This window comes from Rhizobium deserti (assembly GCF_004358025.1).
In the GTDB taxonomy this organism is placed as follows: Bacteria; Pseudomonadota; Alphaproteobacteria; order Rhizobiales; family Rhizobiaceae; genus Neorhizobium; species Neorhizobium deserti.
On sequence record NZ_SMTL01000004.1, the window covers coordinates 261,543 to 280,036 of the forward strand.

General features: G+C 61.0%; 12 protein-coding genes. 9 read left to right on the forward strand and 3 right to left on the reverse strand.

Going from position 1 to position 18,494, the window contains the following annotated elements; genetic code table 11:
- Nucleotides 1–288 precede the first annotated feature (288 nt).
- The 9 genes from E2F50_RS16920 to E2F50_RS16960 all read left to right on the forward strand — a co-directional run bounded on the left by E2F50_RS16920 (nt 289) and on the right by E2F50_RS16960 (nt 11,152).
- Nucleotides 289–969, forward strand: a complete 681-nt coding sequence (locus E2F50_RS16920) for a phosphate/phosphite/phosphonate ABC transporter substrate-binding protein (RefSeq protein WP_161974189.1) — start codon at nt 289–291, stop codon at nt 967–969.
- Nucleotides 966–1,859, forward strand: a complete 894-nt coding sequence (locus E2F50_RS16925) for a LysR family transcriptional regulator (protein WP_133317358.1) — start codon at nt 966–968, stop codon at nt 1,857–1,859. The genes E2F50_RS16920 and E2F50_RS16925 overlap by 4 nt, the downstream gene beginning before the upstream one ends.
- A 158-nt stretch (nt 1,860–2,017) precedes the next feature.
- Nucleotides 2,018–2,497: a formate dehydrogenase subunit gamma gene (locus tag E2F50_RS16930; RefSeq protein ID WP_133317359.1), complete on the forward strand. Its 480-nt coding sequence runs from the start codon at nt 2,018–2,020 to the stop codon at nt 2,495–2,497.
- A complete protein-coding gene (locus tag E2F50_RS16935) occupies nt 2,494–4,050 on the forward strand; it encodes a formate dehydrogenase beta subunit (protein WP_133317360.1) in 1,557 nt (518 codons plus the stop codon). The genes E2F50_RS16930 and E2F50_RS16935 overlap by 4 nt, the downstream gene beginning before the upstream one ends.
- Before the next feature lie 4 nt (nt 4,051–4,054).
- Nucleotides 4,055–6,949: a formate dehydrogenase subunit alpha gene (gene fdhF / locus E2F50_RS16940; protein WP_133317361.1), complete on the forward strand. Its 2,895-nt coding sequence runs from the start codon at nt 4,055–4,057 to the stop codon at nt 6,947–6,949.
- Complete coding sequence (gene fdhD / locus E2F50_RS16945) at nt 6,949–7,779, forward strand: formate dehydrogenase accessory sulfurtransferase FdhD (RefSeq protein ID WP_245515442.1); 831 nt, start codon at nt 6,949–6,951, stop codon at nt 7,777–7,779. Before fdhF ends, fdhD begins: the two co-directional genes overlap by 1 nt.
- A gap of 70 nt (nt 7,780–7,849) precedes the next feature.
- Nucleotides 7,850–8,158, forward strand: a complete 309-nt coding sequence (locus tag E2F50_RS16950) for a formate dehydrogenase subunit delta (RefSeq protein WP_245515443.1) — start codon at nt 7,850–7,852, stop codon at nt 8,156–8,158.
- A gap of 73 nt (nt 8,159–8,231) precedes the next feature.
- A complete protein-coding gene (locus E2F50_RS16955; protein ID WP_133317363.1) occupies nt 8,232–9,887 on the forward strand; it encodes an OFA family MFS transporter in 1,656 nt (551 codons plus the stop codon).
- 215 nt (nt 9,888–10,102) lie between these two features.
- A complete protein-coding gene (locus tag E2F50_RS16960; protein ID WP_133317364.1) occupies nt 10,103–11,152 on the forward strand; it encodes an aldo/keto reductase in 1,050 nt (349 codons plus the stop codon).
- Between the two features lie 50 nt (nt 11,153–11,202).
- Here the strand turns inward: E2F50_RS16960 and E2F50_RS16965 are convergent, their stop codons facing one another.
- From E2F50_RS16965 to E2F50_RS16975, 3 genes are all read right to left on the reverse strand, one after another.
- Nucleotides 11,203–12,960, reverse strand: coding sequence for a methyl-accepting chemotaxis protein (locus tag E2F50_RS16965; RefSeq protein ID WP_133317365.1), 1,758 nt, complete (start codon nt 12,958–12,960; stop codon nt 11,203–11,205).
- A 219-nt stretch (nt 12,961–13,179) separates the two neighbouring features.
- Nucleotides 13,180–13,659 (reverse strand): chemotaxis protein CheW, encoded by a 480-nt coding sequence (locus tag E2F50_RS16970; RefSeq protein WP_133317366.1) that lies wholly within the window; start codon nt 13,657–13,659, stop codon nt 13,180–13,182.
- Nucleotides 13,660–13,983: 324 nt separating this feature from the next.
- Complete coding sequence (locus E2F50_RS16975; RefSeq protein ID WP_161974191.1) at nt 13,984–18,468, reverse strand: translocation/assembly module TamB domain-containing protein; 4,485 nt, start codon at nt 18,466–18,468, stop codon at nt 13,984–13,986.
- Nucleotides 18,469–18,494 lie beyond the last annotated feature (26 nt).

Below are 18,494 nucleotides of genomic sequence, written 5' to 3' on the forward strand. Positions count from 1 at the left end.
GCCTTGCTGGCACGATCGTGCGCGTGTTCATCAGTTTATTTTAGCTGCTCCGTCGGCATCCGGTGCTCTGACGCTTGCCAATCGCTTGTTCAAGAGGAAGGAATAGCGGCGACAGCGCGTTCAGCGCGGGTCATGGCCAAGGGGAGACTATATATGCAGGCCGCATTGCCTATGTACGACTGGCCCGAAGTAAGATGGGCAAGCGAGGCTTTGTGGGCAACGCTACAAGTCAGCTTTGCCAAGCACGGAATCGAGGCGCCGCCGAAACTCTGTCAACCAGGCGATCTCATGTCGTTGTGGCAAAGTTTCGACCTAGTTCTCGCCCAGACCTGCGGGCTGCCCTATGCAACGTCGCTTCGTAGCCGCGTTCGTCTGGTCGGAACACCTTCCTACGATATCGGCTGTGCGCCGGGGTTTTATTACAGCGTCCTCATAACGCCAGCAGGACATGCGTTTGATGGACTGGAGCGGTTTTTCGGCCGGATTGCCGTCAACGGCACGGATTCCCAGTCCGGCTTCGCGGCATTGCAACTGGCATTGCTGCGCCCGAATGGCAGTCCCCGTGGTGCGCTCGACATCTGCCAGACCGGATCTCATCGGGCATCCATCAAGGCGGTTGCGGAAGGTCGGGCGGAGCTTGCGGCGATCGACGTCGTTTCGTTCAAGCTTGCTTTGCGGCACATGCCGGAAACGGCGGCTGTGACGGTCGTCGGCTGTACGTCGCCGACGCCCGGCCTGCCTCTGATTACCGCAAGACCTGCCGTGGAGCTCGAGCCGATGCGTGCAGCGGTGCGGGAAGCTATAGTCGGTCTCGGCAACGAATGCCGCAAGGCGCTGCTGATCACCGGTTTCGAAGTTATCGAGGACCGGGCCTATGATGTCGTGGAGGCAGGCTGGCGGTTGTTGGAGGATCGGGGCCTCGCCTATACTGGGCAGTCCGCTGATATCGCCGCGGTCGGGCTCCGATGATCGACAAGCTGGAATTCTTCATCGCCTTGGCGCGCGAAGGACATTTCGGACGGGCTGCCGAGGAATCCGGTATTTCGCAGCCCTCGCTTTCGGCGGCGATCCGCCAGCTTGAAGAAACGCTCGGCGTTCAGCTGGTTGTCCGGGGCTCCCGGTACCAGGGCCTGACGCCGGAAGGCCAGCGTGTGCTTGAATGGGCGCGGCGGATCGTCGGCGATGCCCGCACCATGCGGGAAGAGATGCGCGCGGCGCGCAAGGGCCTAGTCGGGCATATCAGGCTAGCGGTAATACCGACGGCATTGGCCATGGTGCCGCGCCTGACGGAGCCTTTCCAGGAAAAGCATCCGGAAGTCACCTTCTCCGTCGTTTCGCGAAATTCCCTGCAGGTCCTGAGCCAGCTCGACAATTTTGAGATCGATGCCGGCCTGACCTATCTCGACAATGAGCCGTTGGGCCGCGTCACCAGCGTTCCGCTTTATGCGGAACGCTACAATCTCGTCACGGCCACCGGGACGCTGCTCGCGGAGCGGGAAAACGTGACCTGGAAGGAGATGGCCGATCTTAGGCTTTGTCTATTGACGCCGGACATGCAGAACCGCCGCATCATCAACCAGCATCTGGCAGAAGCCGGTGTCACCATCAAGCCTATGCTGGAATCAAACTCCATGGTTGTGCTTCTGTCGCATGTCGGCACCGGCCGATGGGCGAGCATCATGCCGCGCAATGTGGCGCGTTCCTTCGGATTCGCAAAGCAAATCCGAACAATTCCGCTCGTGGAACCCGAAGCGAGCCACGTAGTCGGGCTGGTTGCAACGCATCGTGAACCGTTCACACCTTTGGTATCTGCGCTCCTTCATGAGGCACGCAGCCTAGCGCCAAGCGCCATGGTTTAATAGTTTTTTTCTATCGCGTAACCAGACAGCTTTATTGACGCTGGAACCATAGATTGCGACATTCTGGCGAGCGAACATAACGGGTTCGCCGATATCCGATCGCGACGGCTTGATGAGGAGCATGCAAGCCGCGGGATCCCGCCGGGAGGCTTGTTGACATGAACATACGCGTTTCCGCCAGCGACGTGGCAGAGCGGACGCTCGGTATCATCAGGGATCTCAAGCATCTCGAAGGTCCGATGCTGCCGATCCTGCATGCCATACAGGCTGAGTTCGGCTATGTGCCGGAAGAGGTCAAGCCTCTCATTGCCAGCGAGCTCAACCTGTCGCGCGCCGAAGTTCACGGTGTCGTCACCTTCTATCACGAATTTCGCGATCATCCGGCCGGGCGGCATGTGCTGAAGCTCTGTCGTGCCGAAGCATGTCAGGCGATGGGAAGCGATCGCCTAGCGGACCGGGTCCGGCAATTGCTCGGGATCGATTTCCACCAGACGACATTGGACAGGGCGGTGACTTTGGAACCTGTATTCTGTCTCGGGCTCTGCGCCTGTGCGCCGGCCGCGATGCTGGATGGCGAAGTCTATGGCCGTGTCGATGAACACTGTCTTTCCGAAATCATGGCGGAGGTACGCCAATGACGGTGACGATCTACGTGCCGCGCGATGCCGCAGCGCTCGCGCTCGGGGCCGAGAAGGTGGCGAAGGCGATTACCCAGGAGATCGTCGCCCGCGGCCTCGATGTTAAGGTTGTGCGCAACGGCTCGCGCGGCATGTTTTGGCTGGAGCCTCTGGTTGAGGTGGAGACGGACAAGGGCCGCATCGCCTATGGCCCGGTCAAAGCCGGAGATGTCGGCGGGCTGTTCGATAATGGCTTGCTTGACGGCGCCGATCATCCCCTCTGTCTGGGGCTGACGGAGGAGATCGAATTCCTTCGTCAGCAAACGCGCCTTACCTTTGCCCGCTGCGGCATTATCGACCCGCTGTCGATCGAAGACTACCGCGCCCATCACGGGTTTGCCGGCCTTGAGAAGGCCATTGCCATGGCTTCCGCCGATATCGTCAAGCAGGTTACCGATAGCGGCTTGCGAGGCCGGGGTGGTGCCGGCTTCCCGACGGGCATCAAATGGAAGACGGTAATGGATGCGCCGGCCGGCCAGAAATACATCGTCTGCAATGCCGACGAGGGCGACAGCGCCACATTCGCCGACAGGATGATCATGGAAGGCGATCCCTTCGTCCTGATCGAAGGCATGGCGATCGCCGGCATCGCGACAGGCGCCACGAAGGGCTACGTCTACATTCGATCGGAATACCCGCATGCGATCGCGACGATGCGCCAGGCCGTCGAGGTCGCCCGGGCCGCTGGCGTTCTGGGGCAGTCGGTTCTCGGTTCGCAACACAGTTTTGACCTTGGCATCCGCTCGGGTGCCGGCGCCTATGTCTGCGGCGAAGAAACCTCGCTCCTGAATTCGCTTGAGGGCAAGCGTGGCATCGTGCGCGCCAAACCGCCGCTGCCGGCCTTGCAAGGCTTTCTCGGCCAGCCGACAGTCGTCAACAACGTCATCTCGCTGGCGTCCGTGCCCGTCATCATGGATCAGGGCTCGGAATATTATAAAAACTTCGGCATGGGCCGTTCGCGCGGCACAATACCGATCCAGATCGCCGGCAATGTCAAACACGGCGGCCTGTTCGAAACGGCGTTCGGCCTGACGCTCGGCGAGATCGTCGACCGGATCGGCGGCGGTACGGCAACCGGTCGGCCGGTGAAAGCCGTGCAGGTGGGCGGCCCGCTCGGTGCCTACTTCCCGCGCCCCCTGTTCGACACGCCGTTTGACTATGAAGCCTTCGCCGCGAAAGACGGGCTGATCGGCCATGCCGGCATTACGGTCTTCGATGATTCAGCTGACATGCTGAAGCAGGCGCGTTTTGCTATGGAATTCTGCGCCATCGAAAGCTGCGGCAAGTGCACGCCCTGCCGCATCGGCTCGACCCGCGGTGTGGAAACGGCCGACAAGATCATGGCCGGGATCGAGCCGGAGAAGAACAAGGCTTTGCTGGCGGATCTCTGCAACACAATGAAATTCGGCTCGCTCTGCGCTCTGGGCGGCTTCACGCCCTATCCGGTCATGAGCGCGATGAACCATTTTCCGGAGGATTTCGCTCCGGTACCCCTAATCGAAGCGGCGGAGTAACATCATGTCCCTCGTTCATGAAATAGATTACGGCACGCCCGCTTCCCGGTCGCAAGCGCAGGTTTCACTCACCATTGACGGTCGGACCATCACCGTGCCGGAAGGCACGTCGATCATGCGGGCTTCGATGGAAGCCGGCATCCAGGTGCCGAAACTCTGCGCCACCGATATGGTCGATGCGTTCGGCTCCTGCCGCCTCTGCCTGGTGGAGATCGAAGGCCGCAACGGTACGCCCGCCTCCTGCACCACCCCTGTCATGCCGGGCATGGTCGTGCACACCCAGACAGGCCGGCTGAAGGACATCCGCCGCGGCGTCATGGAGCTTTACATCTCCGATCATCCGCTTGACTGTCTCACCTGCGCCGCCAACGGGGACTGCGAACTGCAGGACATGGCCGGGGCAGTGGGCCTCCGCGATGTTCGGTACGGCTATGAGGGCGACAACCACGTCAAGGCCCGCAACGACGGCGCGATCAACGCCAAATGGATGCCCAAGGACGAGTCTAATCCCTATTTCACCTATGACCCGTCGAAATGCATCGTCTGCTCCCGCTGTGTGCGCGCGTGCGAAGAAGTGCAGGGCACATTTGCGCTGACCATCGAGGGCCGCGGTTTCGAAAGCCGCGTGTCGCCTGGCATGCACGAGCACTTTCTGGATTCCGAATGCGTTTCCTGCGGCGCCTGCGTGCAGGCCTGCCCGACGGCAACACTGACGGAAAAATCCGTGATCGCCATCGGCCAGCCTGAACATTCAGCGGTCACCACCTGCGCCTATTGCGGCGTCGGCTGCTCCTTCAAGGCGGAGATGCGCGGCGAAGAGCTGGTCCGCATGGTGCCCTGGAAGGATGGCCAGGCCAACCGCGGCCATTCCTGCGTCAAAGGCCGCTTTGCCTACGGATATGCGACCCACAAGGACCGCATCCTCAACCCGATGATCCGCGAGAATATCTCCGATCTATGGCGGGAAGTGACCTGGGAAGAAGCATTTGCGCATGTCGCATCGGAATTCAGGCGCATCCAATACCAGTACGGCCGTGAATCAATCGGCGGCATCACCTCCTCGCGCTGCACCAATGAAGAAACCTTTCTCGTCCAGAAGCTGATCCGCGCCGGCTTCGGCAACAACAATGTCGATACCTGCGCCCGCGTCTGCCATTCGCCGACCGGCTACGGGCTCGGCCAGGCGTTCGGCACATCGGCCGGCACTCAGAATTTCGACAGCGTCGAGCAGTCGGACGTTGTGATCGTCATAGGCGCCAATCCGACCGACGGCCATCCGGTCTTCGGCTCGCGGCTCAAGAAGCGGCTGCGCGGTTCTCCAGGTAAAGAGGGCGCCAAGCTGATCGTCATCGATCCGCGCCGCATCGACCTCGTCAAGACGCCGCATGTGGAGGCGGCCTATCACCTACCCCTGCAGCCGGGCACCAATGTCGCGGTCATGACGGCACTGGCACATGTCATCGTGACCGAAGGACTGTTTGCCGAGCAGTTCATCCGCGAGCGCTGTGACTGGTCGGAATTCGAAGACTGGGCCGCCTTCGTTGCCGAAGAGCAGCATAGTCCGGAAACGACGGAAAAGTTCACCGGCGTGCCGGCCGAACTGGTGCGCGGCGCAGCGCGGCTTTATGCGACCGGCGGCAATGGTGCAATCTATTACGGCCTCGGCGTCACCGAGCACAGTCAGGGGTCCACAACGGTCATGGCAATCGCCAATCTCGCCATGGCAACCGGCAATATCGGTCGTCCCGGCGTCGGTGTGAACCCGCTACGCGGCCAGAACAATGTTCAGGGCTCCTGCGACATGGGATCCTTCCCGCACGAGCTGCCCGGCTATCGTCATATCTCCGACGATGCGACCCGCGACACGTTCGAGAAGCTTTGGGGTGTGACGCTCAACAACGAGCCGGGCCTGCGTATCCCCAATATGCTGGATGCTGCCGTCGAAGGCACGTTCAAGGGCATCTACATCCAGGGCGAAGACATCCTTCAGTCCGATCCGGATACCAAGCACGTCTCGGCAGGCTTGGCGGCGATGGAATGCGTCGTAGTGCACGACCTGTTTCTCAACGAGACCGCCAATTACGCCCATGTCTTCCTGCCGGGCTCGACCTTCCTCGAAAAGGATGGGACCTTCACCAATGCCGAGCGCCGCATCAACCGCGTCCGCGAGGTGATGAGCCCGAAGAACGGCTATGCCGACTGGGAAGTCACGCAGAAGCTGGCGCAGTCCATGGGCTTGAACTGGAACTACGCCCATCCGTCGCAGATCATGGATGAGATTGCTGCCTCCACGCCGAGTTTTGCTGGTGTTTCCTACGATTACCTGGAAACGATGGGTTCGGTCCAATGGCCCTGCAACGAGAAGTTTCCGGTCGGCTCGCCGATCATGCATGTCGACGGTTTCGTGCGCGGCAAGGGCAAGTTCATCCGCACGGAATATGTGGCGACGGATGAGCGTACAGGCCCGCGCTTCCCGCTGCTTTTGACCACCGGCCGAATCCTCAGCCAGTATAATGTCGGGGCGCAGACGCGGCGCACAGAAAACGCCGCCTGGCACGCGGAGGACCGGCTGGAAATCCACCCGCACGACGCCGAACAGCGGGGCATCAAGGATGGCGACTGGATCAAGCTTGCCAGCCGCTCCGGCGATACGTCGCTGCGTGCGCTGATCACCGATCGGGTGGCACCAGGCGTCGTTTATACGACCTTTCATCACCCGGACACGCAAGCGAATGTGATCACCACCGACTTCTCCGACTGGGCGACCAACTGCCCGGAATACAAGGTGACTGCGGTGCAGGTCTCGCCTTCCAACGGTCCGACGGAATGGCAGGAAGATTACAGTGAGCTGTCGCGTCAATCGCGGCGGATCGCTGGCAAGCTGGAGGCGGCGGAATAGTGTCGTCGTCGTTGAAAACCACCGCCACTGTTCCAGAGATCGCGCGCCGCAACGGCGTGATCCGCAACGGTTCGCGGGTGGTGCCGGAAGAGGTACCGATCGCGTTCTCCTACGGTGGTTCTACCCATGCGGTCATGATGGGAACGCCTGCCGATCTTGAGGACTTCGCCATCGGCTTCAGCCTGACGGAAGGCATCATCAGCTCGGTCGCGGAGATCGAGGAAATTTTGGTGCTCGATGAAGGGCGCGGCCTCGATGTCCAGATTACGCTTGCCGATGACAAGGAAGACGCGCTTCGCGCGCGTCGTCGCCATATGGCTGGTCCGGTCGGCTGCGGTCTTTGCGGGATCGAATCGATAGATCAGGCCATGCGGATCGTGCCGAATGTGAGCACAATTGCCATGCCGCTCAGCCCAAGAGATATCACGGCGGCAATGGCTGGGCTGAATAGCGCCCAACCGCTGCATGCGGAAACCCGGGCGGTGCATGGGGCCGGTTTCTATGTGCCGGGCCAAGGGCTGATCGCCGTCCGGGAGGATGTCGGGCGCCACAATGCGCTTGATAAGCTTGCCGGTGCCGTCATTCGCCAGAACGGCAGAGGCGCCGACGGTATTGTCGTGGTCACCAGCCGTATTTCGGTGGAGATGGTGCAGAAGACGGCCATCCTGGGCGCTGCGGTGCTGGTTGCTATTTCGGCTCCGACCGCACTTGCCATTCGCACGGCTGAAGAAGCGGGAATGACCTTGGTCGCTCTGACGCGCGGCGAAGATTTTGAAGTTTTCGCGCGGAGCGACCGCGTCCTTGTGGGAGTTGTCTCGGATGTCGCTTGAAAGCCGCAGGACCGAAATAGAACATGGGGATGAGGATCACGGCGATCTTGTGCTCAGGAAACTCATTCGCATGGCGAACCAGATCGCGACTTTCTTTCTGTCGCAGCCGGAGGATATTCGCGCCGAAGGGGTTGCCACCCATATCAATAAGTTCTGGGAGCCGCGCATGCGCCGGCATCTGTTCGAGCATCTTGACCAAGGCGGCGAGGGGTTGCTGCCTTTGGTGATCCAGGCTTCGACATTGATCCGGCGGCCGGAAGCCAGCGTCGCCTCGGGTGTCGGCGTCGGCCAGGACGCGGCAAACGGAGCGCCCGGTGGCAAGGGACCTGTTGCAGGCGAGTCGCTTTCGGAGCCCAGCATCCCGGAAAGCACAGCATGAATTCTTCCTCTGGCTGGACAGGGCCCCGAGGATCAGTAGACGGATCAGTCATCATCCAGAGGGAGGACACCATATGGCATTCGCGGGTACGACGAGACAGGATCTGAACGGGGTCGGGATACTCGATCGAGAACGGATCATCGCGCAACCGGGCTTCAACCGCTGGCTGGTTCCGCCAGCTGCTTTGGCTATCCACCTCTGCATCGGTATGGCCTATGGTTTCAGCGTCTTCTGGCTGCCGCTTTCGCGCGCCTTGGGAACCACGCAGGATCCGTCCTGCGCCAGTCTCAATCTCGTCACCGCATTGTTCACCACCAGCTGCAACTGGCGCGTCGCCGACCTCGGCTGGATCTACACCCTCTTTTTCGTCCTGCTTGGATGCTCTGCGGCCATTTGGGGCGGCTGGCTGGAGCGGGTTGGACCTCGCAAGGCCGCATTTGTTTCCGCCTGCTGCTGGTGCGGCGGCATCCTGGTTGCAGCCATCGGCGTCATGACGCACCAGCTATGGCTGATGTGGGTCGGCGCCGGGGTCATCGGCGGTGTCGGCCTTGGCCTGGGCTATATTTCTCCCGTCTCGACTCTGATCAAATGGTTTCCGGACCGCCGCGGTATGGCGACCGGCATGGCCATCATGGGCTTCGGCGGCGGCGCGATGATTGGCGCACCACTCGCCAACCTGCTGATGAACTACTTCAAGACGGAGGCTTCGGTTGGCGTCTGGCAGACGTTCATCGTCATGGCGGTCATCTATTTCTGCTTCATGATGGGCGGCACCTTCGGATACCGTATTCCGCCAGCCGGCTGGCGCCCGGAAGGCTGGACGCCGCCGGCGTCCAAGTCGACAATGATCACCAGCCGACATGTTCATCTGCGCGATGCCCACAAGACGCCGCAGTTCTGGCTGATCTGGGCTGTCTTGACACTCAATGTTTCGGCCGGCATCGGCGTTATCGGCATGGCTTCCCCCATGTTGCAGGAAATCTTCGCCGGATCGCTGATCGGATTGCCTGACATCTCGTTCTCGCAGCTGGATGCCGGGCAGAAGGGACAGATTGCTGCCATCGCAGCCGGTTTCACCGGACTGCTTTCGCTGTTCAACATCGGCGGCCGCTTCTTTTGGGCGTCGCTGTCCGACAAGATCGGCCGCAAGAATACCTATTACTGCTTCTTCATCATCGGCATCGTGCTCTACGCACTTGCCCCGACGCTGGCGGACATGGGTAACAAAGCCATGTTCGTCCTGGCATTCGGCATTATCCTATCCATGTATGGCGGTGGTTTCGCCACCATTCCAGCCTATCTCGCCGATATATTCGGGACCCAGTTTGTCGGCGCCATCCATGGACGATTGCTGACGGCTTGGGCAACTGCCGGTATCGTTGGGCCCGTCGTCGTCAATTACATTCGCGAGGCGCAGATCGCTGCCGGTGTTGCACCGGGACCGGCGCTTTATACCGGCACGATGTACATCCTCGCCTGCATGCTCGCGGCTGGCTTGGTGTGCAATGCGCTTGTGCGGCCGCTTGCCGACAGATGGTTCATGTCGGATGACGAAGTGGCTTCGTTGCAGGCGAAGACGGCGGCCGCAAATGCTGGACCAACAGGTTCGTTCGGCATCGGCACAGGGGGATTCGATGCCAAGGCGGCGCTCGCTTGGGCCGTTGTCGGCATTCCTCTTCTGTGGGGCGTCTGGGTCACGCTCAGAAGCAGTCTGGTCCTGTTCGGCTGACAGGCCGCATCCTTACGCACTCATCAGGAAGGCGGCGAAAGCCGCCTTCCTTTTTGCTCTGTCGCTAGAAGCGGAGGTTACTCCGGTTGACGCCGGCGGCGTGCCGCCTAGATAAAGGTCCGGAGCGAAATGAACTTCCGGTGCGGCCGCAAGTTTGGCGGCGGACGTTTCTCCAGGTGCTCCACATCATCATACCTCCACGGACGGAGTTTTTCATGCGCTATAACCAGCTCGGGAATACCGGACTTTTCGTGTCCGAAATTTGCCTCGGTACAATGACATTCGGTGAAGCCGGCGGGTCTGCCCAATGGGGAGAGATTGCCGGCGTCGATCAGTCAGCAGCAGACGCGATTGTCAGCCGTTCAATCGCAGCCGGCGTCAATTTTTTCGATACTGCCAATGTCTACTCCTTCGGAAAATCGGAACGGATCCTCGGGCAGGCGCTCAAGAATCTCGACGTGCCTCGGCAGGACGTTATCATCGCCACCAAATTTTTCGGCCAGATGGGAAGCAAGCCCAACGAGCGCGGTGCTTCGCGCGGCCATATCATGGACTCCGTCGAGCAGAGCCTGGAACGGCTGCAGATGGATCACATCGACCTCTATCAGATTCATGGCACCGATACGATCACGCCCATTGACGAGACGCTACGGGCGCTGGACGACCTGGTTTCGAGAGGCCTGGTCCGCTATATCGGCCTATCCAATTGGGCGGCCTGGCGGATGGCAAAGGCGCTCGGAATATCCGCACGCAAAGGCTATGCCCGTTTCGAGACGGTGCAGGCCTTTTATTCGATCGCCGGCCGCGATCTGGAGCGCGAGATCGTGCCTTTGATGCAGGAGGAGAAGTTAGGCCTGATGGTCTGGTCTCCCTTGGCCGGCGGGCTGCTGTCGGGGAAATACGGTCCAGGCGCGCCAGGCAATGGCGAAGGTCGTCGTGCCACCTTCGATTTCCCGCCGGTCGACAAGGACCGGGCCTGGGCCTGCGTCGCGGCGATGCGGGAGGTCGCGTCCAAGCACGGCGCCAGCGTTGCGGAAGTGGCGCTCGGCTATATCTTGGGCAAGCCCTTCGTCACCAGCGTGATCATCGGTGCCAAGCGGCTGGAACAGCTCGACGAGAACCTCAATGCGGTAAAACTGAAGCTGGATGCGGATGACATGGCGAAGCTGGATGAGGTGAGCGCTTTGCCACCCGAATATCCGGGATGGATGCTGGAAAGGCAGGGGGCTGGGCGCCGCCCGGCGCCGTTCGAACCGGAAGCATGATGGAGAGCTGGCCGCGGACTTCCGCTGCGGCCAGACTTTGCTTCTCAGGTCTAGAATTCCTTCCAGCCGACCGCCTTTGCCTGGAGGTTCGCGTGAGCCATGCGCAGAGGCGAAACGGCAGGTACCTGCGCCCTTGCCGCCGCGGGCCGTGCGCGCTGCTGATGGTCTGTGCCGACGTCGAATTGCGTCAGCAGGCCGCGCAGGCTTTCCGCCTCGCTTGCCAGCGAGTAACTGGCCGCCGTGGTTTCCTCGACCATGGCGGCATTCTTCTGGGTTGCCTGATCCATGTGATTGACCGCGTGGCTGATCTCTCGAAGGCTGGTGGCCTGTTCCTTCGAGGCCTCTACGATCGCGCTGATGTTGTCGTGAATACTTCCGACCTGCTCCAGAATCTGCCGGAGCGACGAACCGGTTCGGCCGACGAGATCAACGCCGCTCGCGACCTGTTGGCTCGACGTATTGATCAACGTCTTGATTTCCTTAGCCGCGGTTGCTGAACGTTGAGCAAGTTCGCGCACTTCCTGGGCGACGACGGCGAAGCCCTTACCCGCCTCTCCCGCCCGTGCCGCCTCGACGCCCGCATTGAGAGCCAGGAGGTTGGTCTGGAAGGCGATATCGTCGATGACACCGATGATATTGGTGATCTGGCCGGAGGATTCCGCAATCTGGTCCATTGCGGCAATGGCATCGCGCACGACCAGACCCGACTGCTCCGCATTCTGCCTTGTATCATGCACCAGGCGGTTTGCTTCTCCAGCCCGGCCGCTTGAATCAGTCACTGTTCGGGTGACCTGTTCCAGCGCAGCGGCAGCCTCTTCCAGCGACGCGGCTTGCTGCTCCGTACGCTTGGCGAATTCCTGAGACGCATCGCGGACCTCGCTCGACGCCGCCGCAATACCGGAGGCATTATGGGCGACGACCTGCATGGCGTCGCGCAGTTTAACGGCCACGGCATTGAAGTCGTGACGCGTGGTTTCCATGCTGGGCACGAACGGGGTCTGGAGCGATTGGCATAGCTTGCCGTCCGCCAGTTCCCGCAGGCCTTTGCCCAGCATCGCGATAGCACTCATTCGCGCCGTAACGTCGGTCGCGAACTTGACCACCTTGGTGACGCGGCCGGAAAGGTCCCTGATCGGGTTATAAGCGGCTTGGATCCAGATTTCCTTTCCGCCTTTGCCGTAGCGGACGAACTCATCCGCAATGAATTCGCCGCCGGCGAGTTTCTTCCAGAACTGGCTGTATTCCGCCGAAGCAGCATAGTCGCGGTCGCAGAATATCCGGTGATGCTTGCCCTTGATCTCCTGCAGCTCATAGCCAAGCCCTTTGCAGAAGTTCTCGTTGGCAAACAGGATATGGCCATCCGGGGAAAACTCAATCACAGCTTGCGAACGGCCAATGGCGTCGAGCTTGCTGGCGTCTTCGGACGCGACCAGCTTCTTGGCTGTGATATCGGCGGCAATCTTGACGACCTTATAGGGTTTCCCGGAGCGGAAGAGGGGGTTGTAGGTCGCTTCGATCCAGATGTCCTTGCCGGACTTGGTCACCCGCCGGTATTCGCCGGCATCGAATTTACCGGCCGAAAGATTGGCCCAGAAGTTCCGGTAGCTCTCCGAAGCGACATAGTCGCTGTCGCAGAATATCCGGTGATGCTTGCCTTTGATTTCCTGAAGGCTGTAGCCGAGGGCGCGGCAGAAGTTCTCGTTGGCGTGCAGGATGATGCCCGTCAGGTCGAACTCGATGACCGCTTGCGAACGCGACAGCGCTTCGACGAGGTTCGTTGCGTCTGCGGCCCTGCCCATTCCCAGCATAGTTAATTCCTTTTGGTGGCATGGAGGCCCCTGCCTCGGCCATATCTTGGCAATGTCGAAGCTGTGTCGCCGCAAATACATTACCGGTGGATGCATTAGGACATTCAAAAATTAAGGACAGATTTATCTAAAATGCTAATATTCACGGGTGGAAATTTGGAAAAGAAAAAGCCGCGCGTTCCAGCCGCGCGGCTCAATCTTACGCAGTGATCTTATTCTTTAAGCAGCGAGTTCTTCGACTTCTGTGCCCTTGAACATCTTGGCGAGGTTCAGGAAGCAGATCATGCCGTTCTCGTTGGCGATAATTCCCTCGGAGAAGGACTTGTCGAAGGAGGCGGAAATTTCCGGTACCGGCTGGACCTGGCTTGCTGGAATAGTCAGAATGTCGGAAACGCGATCGACGAGCATGCCAATCACCATGTTGTGGACCTCGGCGACGACGATGGCGCTGCGCTCATTGGCAACGGTGCTCTTCATGCCGAGCTTGTAAGCAAGGTCGATAATCGGGATCACCGAGCCGCGCAGGTTCATGACGCCGATGACGTCAGCTGGCGCATGCGGAAGCGGAGTGGATGGGGCCCAACCGCGGATTTCGCGAATTGTCGTCGTCTTGACGCAGAATTCTTGGTCGTGAAGACGGAAGGCGATGATTTCCAGCGTCTCGCCACCGTAACTTTTGGAATTGATCGTCGCTACCATTAAAATCTTCCCAACTATCCGTTGCCTGAGCGGCAGCGGCGGAACCGGATGTGGCCCGCGCGACCGTTGCCATGAGTTGCGTGCCGGCGATGCCACGGCGCGGGCATCTGTCCACGCTTCAACAACTTTAACGGAAGAATATTTCCCAAATCTAAATCTAACGAGCAGTTACGCGGCATTTCCGCCTCTTTTGCGAGCTTATGGCTGGCAAGAGCGGATTTCTGGAGCACTGCGGTATTCAGCGACGTGCTCTGATCCACGAATCAACGGTCTTGCTGGTTTGTGAGACGAATCGACATGCCATCGCTCAAGTCAGCGGTGATGTCAGTATTCGCGCTCGTAGAAGATGCCGGCGGTGCCGCCCTCGGTGCCGGCGCCGGCCTTCAGCTTGACGCCCTTGCCCACGTCGAGATTGATCGTTGCCTGGGCGCCATTGGCACCGCCCTGCTCGACTTGGAAATAGGTACGGTTGTTGATGTAGCGGCCGACCGATACAGTCGTCTGGCCGGTCTCGTCCGTATTGATGTCGAGATCATCGACCCCGAGGTTGTTGCGCAGAGTTTCGAGCAGAGAGCCCGAGCCCCCGCCGGCAAGCTGCGTCACCGCATCGGCCAGCTGGGCGATCTGCAGGGGAGACAGCCTCGACATGGACTGACCGAAGATCAGCCGTGCCAAGACTTCGTCCTGCGGCAGAGCGGGCGACGAGGAGAAGGTGATCGTCGGATCGTTGGCGATGCCGGTCACATCGACGGTGATGGTCGTCTGCGCCGATGTCGTGGTTGCTTCCATGTTGAGCACGGGTATCAACCCGCCGCCGAAAGTGATGTCGCCGCTGGTGAAATCCAGGCGCTTGGCCAGGATCACGATCCGTCCGCGGCGCATTTTGAAGCCGCCGGAGACAACGGGCGCTATTGCCGTGCCGGTGATGGCCAGATCACCTCCGAGCTCGGCATCGATGCCGCGCCCACGCACAAAAATGCCGTTCGGGGCGCTGATCTGCAGATTGAGTATGAGCGGCTCGGACGTGCCCTTGGCTGTCTTGGGCCGGATCTCCTCCATCTGACGCAGGACGGCCCCAGGCGCATTGCGATGCTTGATGTCGATCGACGCGAGCGAGGTTGGAAGGCGAGCAGGCACTGTAATCGCGGCTTTGGTCAGCGTCAGTTTGCCGCCGAAGGTGGGCCCCGAAGTCAGAGGACCCGTCACGGTCAAGGCACCATCGGCCGTGGCAGCAATCATATTTCCATCCGCATAGACCGCCTTGGCCAAGGTGATGCGAAGATCGGCTGGAAAGCCGGAGCCGGGGGTAATGCCGACCGTGCCCAGCACTGATACCGTGCCGCCGCCCGAAAGCTTTCCCGTGAGGCGGCTGATATTGGCGGTTTGACCGTCGAAGGCCACATTGACGGCGAGTTCGTTGACGGCAAGGTTTCGCCGGGCATCGACCAGTCTCGCGCCGGAAGAGGAGGCAGTGCCTGTTATGGCTGGGGCGGCTGCCGTTCCTCCGATCGCCAGGTCGACCTTTCCAATTCCATCAAGCACAAATCCTTGCGACGCCAGTTGGCTGGCGAGCACGGAGAAAGGGAACTGGCCGTTGAACTTCAGGCCGAGAGCCTTGTCGCCTGTCAGCGCAACAGAGCCTCCCCCGGCAAGCGAGATACCGCCACCGCCGGCCAGGCGAAGGTCGACCGCGACCTGATTGTCCTGAAAAGTGCCATTGGCCGTGATATCCACGGTAGCGATGCCGGCGCTTGCAGTCTGGGTGACGGCTGCGTTCTTCCAGGCCAGATCGTAGCGCACCGCCGGCGCTTGCGGCGTACCGGTTGCGACAACGCTGCCGGATATGGTGCCGCGTGCGCCGAGCCCGGGCGCAAAGGCATTGGCAAGCCCTGCAGGAACGGCTTTGGCATTGGCATTGATGTCAAGAGCCGGTGGCCCGTCATTCTGTAGGATGACGCGGCCATTCGCGGTGACATCAAGCCCGTCGGCGCCTGTCATCCGGGTATTGTCTAGTGCGATTGTCCCGTTGGCGAAACTTCCTGCGGCTGCGAGGCGAAAGGGAGCGATGCCAGCATCGCGCATCTGGCGAAGCTGTGCATCACTCCATTCCAAATCATAACGTACTGCCGGCGCGGATGTCGTGCCTGTCGCACTGATGGTCCCGGAAATCGTTCCTGCGGCATTGAGAGCCGGCGCAAAGCTGTTGATGAGGCTGGCCGGAAGCGCATTGATCGTCGCCGTCAAGTCGAGGGCGGAGCCGGCCGATCCCGTCACCGAAACACTGCCCGAACCGGTCGCGATGGTCAGGCCGTTCAGCCGGGCCGTACCGTTCTCGATCGGGATGCGCGTGGGCGCTGTGAGGCGAACAGGAATGCTGCGCGGCGCAGCCGCAAATGTATTGATGCCGACGGCCAAGCCGCCGCCCGTCTCCAAGGCCCCGGTCGCCGTCAAGGGCGCATTGTCGTACTGGGCGGCCAAATCGAAGGCGGTTGTCGTGCCGCCATGGGTAATGCCGAGCGTCAGATCGTTCAACCCCACGCTGCCTGCCCCCAGGCGGGCTGCACGGATGGCGCCTTCGGCCGCGAGCGCACGAAGGTCTGGAATCGTCAGGTCGATATCGGGCTTCAGGACTTCCAGGCTGCCGCGACGAAGGGCGGAACCGCTGGCCTTGATCACTGCGGCCGATTTGCCAGCCGTATTGGTGAAGGTCGCCGAGCCCTTGATATCCCCTTGTGCCTGCTGGGCTGCAAGAGCGGCCAGCAGCGAAACATCCGGGAAGTCGAAATCGATTTTGCCAGCGGGCATGAAATCCGGCGAGAAGGTGAGGGCGCCGTTCAGCTTGTTCGGGCCGATTTCGGCGGTGATCGCCGGGGCCGACGTCCGGCCTTGGGCCGAGGCCACATCGGCATTGATGCGGATCGCCTGGCCGTCCAGCGATCCCGTTGCCGTCACATGACCCTGCGGCGCGTTGGGATTGGCGGTGCCTTCCAGACGAAAGCTCAGGTCTTCCAGCTTGCGGCCCACCAGGCGGGCGTCCGCCGAATTCACGACCGCCTTGATGCCGACAGCCGCAAGCGGTCCATCGGCGGAGATATCGAAACCGGCGGCGCCTTCGGCATCCTTCAGCCAGCGCTTGATATCCGGAAGCCGCCCGGCAAGCCGACCGGTTACCTTGCCATTCTCCAAAAGCACATTGCCACGCGCTTCCAGCGCATTCGACTTGATGACCAGGTTTTCGACGCTCACCCGGTCGCTCGACAGAGTTTCGACATAACCTTCCGCCGCAATCGTGCCCTCGAACTTGGATGCGAGGGCCGGCGGCAGCACAATCGGATTGGCGAATAAACGGAAATTGCCCGTGACGGCTTGCTTGGATGTATCGAAGGCGCCACTGACCGTGCCGCTCAGGCCGGCACTTTCGAAGGTGGCGGCATCAAGGCCAATCGCCGGCGGCGCCAGGCGCAGCGGTGCATCGAGCGTCAATGGCCCGCGGATCAGCCGGTCGAGATTGTCATCCGCGAAATTCAGTTGTCCCGCGGTGAACCGGCTTCTGATGCTGCCGGAACGGGTAATCAGGTTCAGATCCTCGCTTTCGGCCTGCAGACGGATCTGATTGAAGCGGCCCTGCGGAAGTTCGGCGGCATTCAAAGCCGCAGTGGCGTTGAACCGGGCCGAGGTTGCGGCACCGGTCAGGGTAAAGTTTACGCTCTCGAAGGAGAAGCGGCTTTCCTGCCCGTTGATCGGCCAGGCGACAGCGACCGGCCCCTTGGTGCCCGTCAGGCTCGCCGTCAGGCTGTTGTCGCCCTTTGGATCCCAGGCGCCCTTTGCTGCTATTCTGACGGCACCCGATGCGAGATCGCCTTTTTCAATGTCGATCCGGCCCGAAGGGGCATAGGTGGCAGCGACGTTGATATTGGTCGTGCCGTCGAAGAGTTGCCGGAAGGCGGGCGGCATCAGCGAGGCCAACTGCCCGCCGCCAACCACTTCAAGGCGATGAGCGCCGTTGGCGACCAGCACATGCTTGCCGTCCACGGAAATGACGGGGCTGCCGTCGACGCTGCCATTGAGCTTGCCTGCCCAGTTGGACAAGGGACCTTCACCATCGAGAGCCAGCTGAACGGCCGGAGCGCCAGGCAAGCGCAGCAAGCGGGCCAGAAGGCCGCCTTGCGGTTCGGAAACAGAGGCTTTAAGCGTCAGGCGGTTTTCGGACGGTGCATAAAGGATATCGGCAAAGGCCTTGGCATCTGCTTCGTCCTTGCGGGTGGCCTGCAGATTGAGCGCGATATTGGGACCGGTCGCATCAATAGATCCCTTGAGCGACAACGAGAAATCGCGGCCGGAGAGAGCCTGGGACAGGTTGATGTCCGGAAGATCGATTTGCGCAACCCGAACGCCGACGGGAAGCGGCGAGCCGGACTCGGATGTCGACTGCGTCTTGATCGTTTTTGGCGGCTCCGGCGTGCGGAGGAAATGGACAGTCTCGGCCGAGACATGCTCGGCGCGGAAGACGCCGCTGACCAGGGCAGTCGGAGACCAGTCCACCTTGATGCCGCCGATCTGGGCATAGGCTCCCATTTCGTCGGAAAGGGTCAGGCTATCGATGCGCAGATCGCCTGTCAGCAGCCCCTCGGGACGGGAAAACGTCACCTGTCTGTCCGGCGTCGACACCAGTGCCGAGATCCGCGTCGCCGCGATATCTCCGCCGAAGGGAGTGAGGGCCACGAACAGGACAACGCCAAGCGCCATGACAAAAAGGATCGCCACCGCGGCGAGCGCGGCCTTCAGGATCCATCTCGTCAGGCTCATCATTAGCGTCATTCCCGGCCCAAACCTCT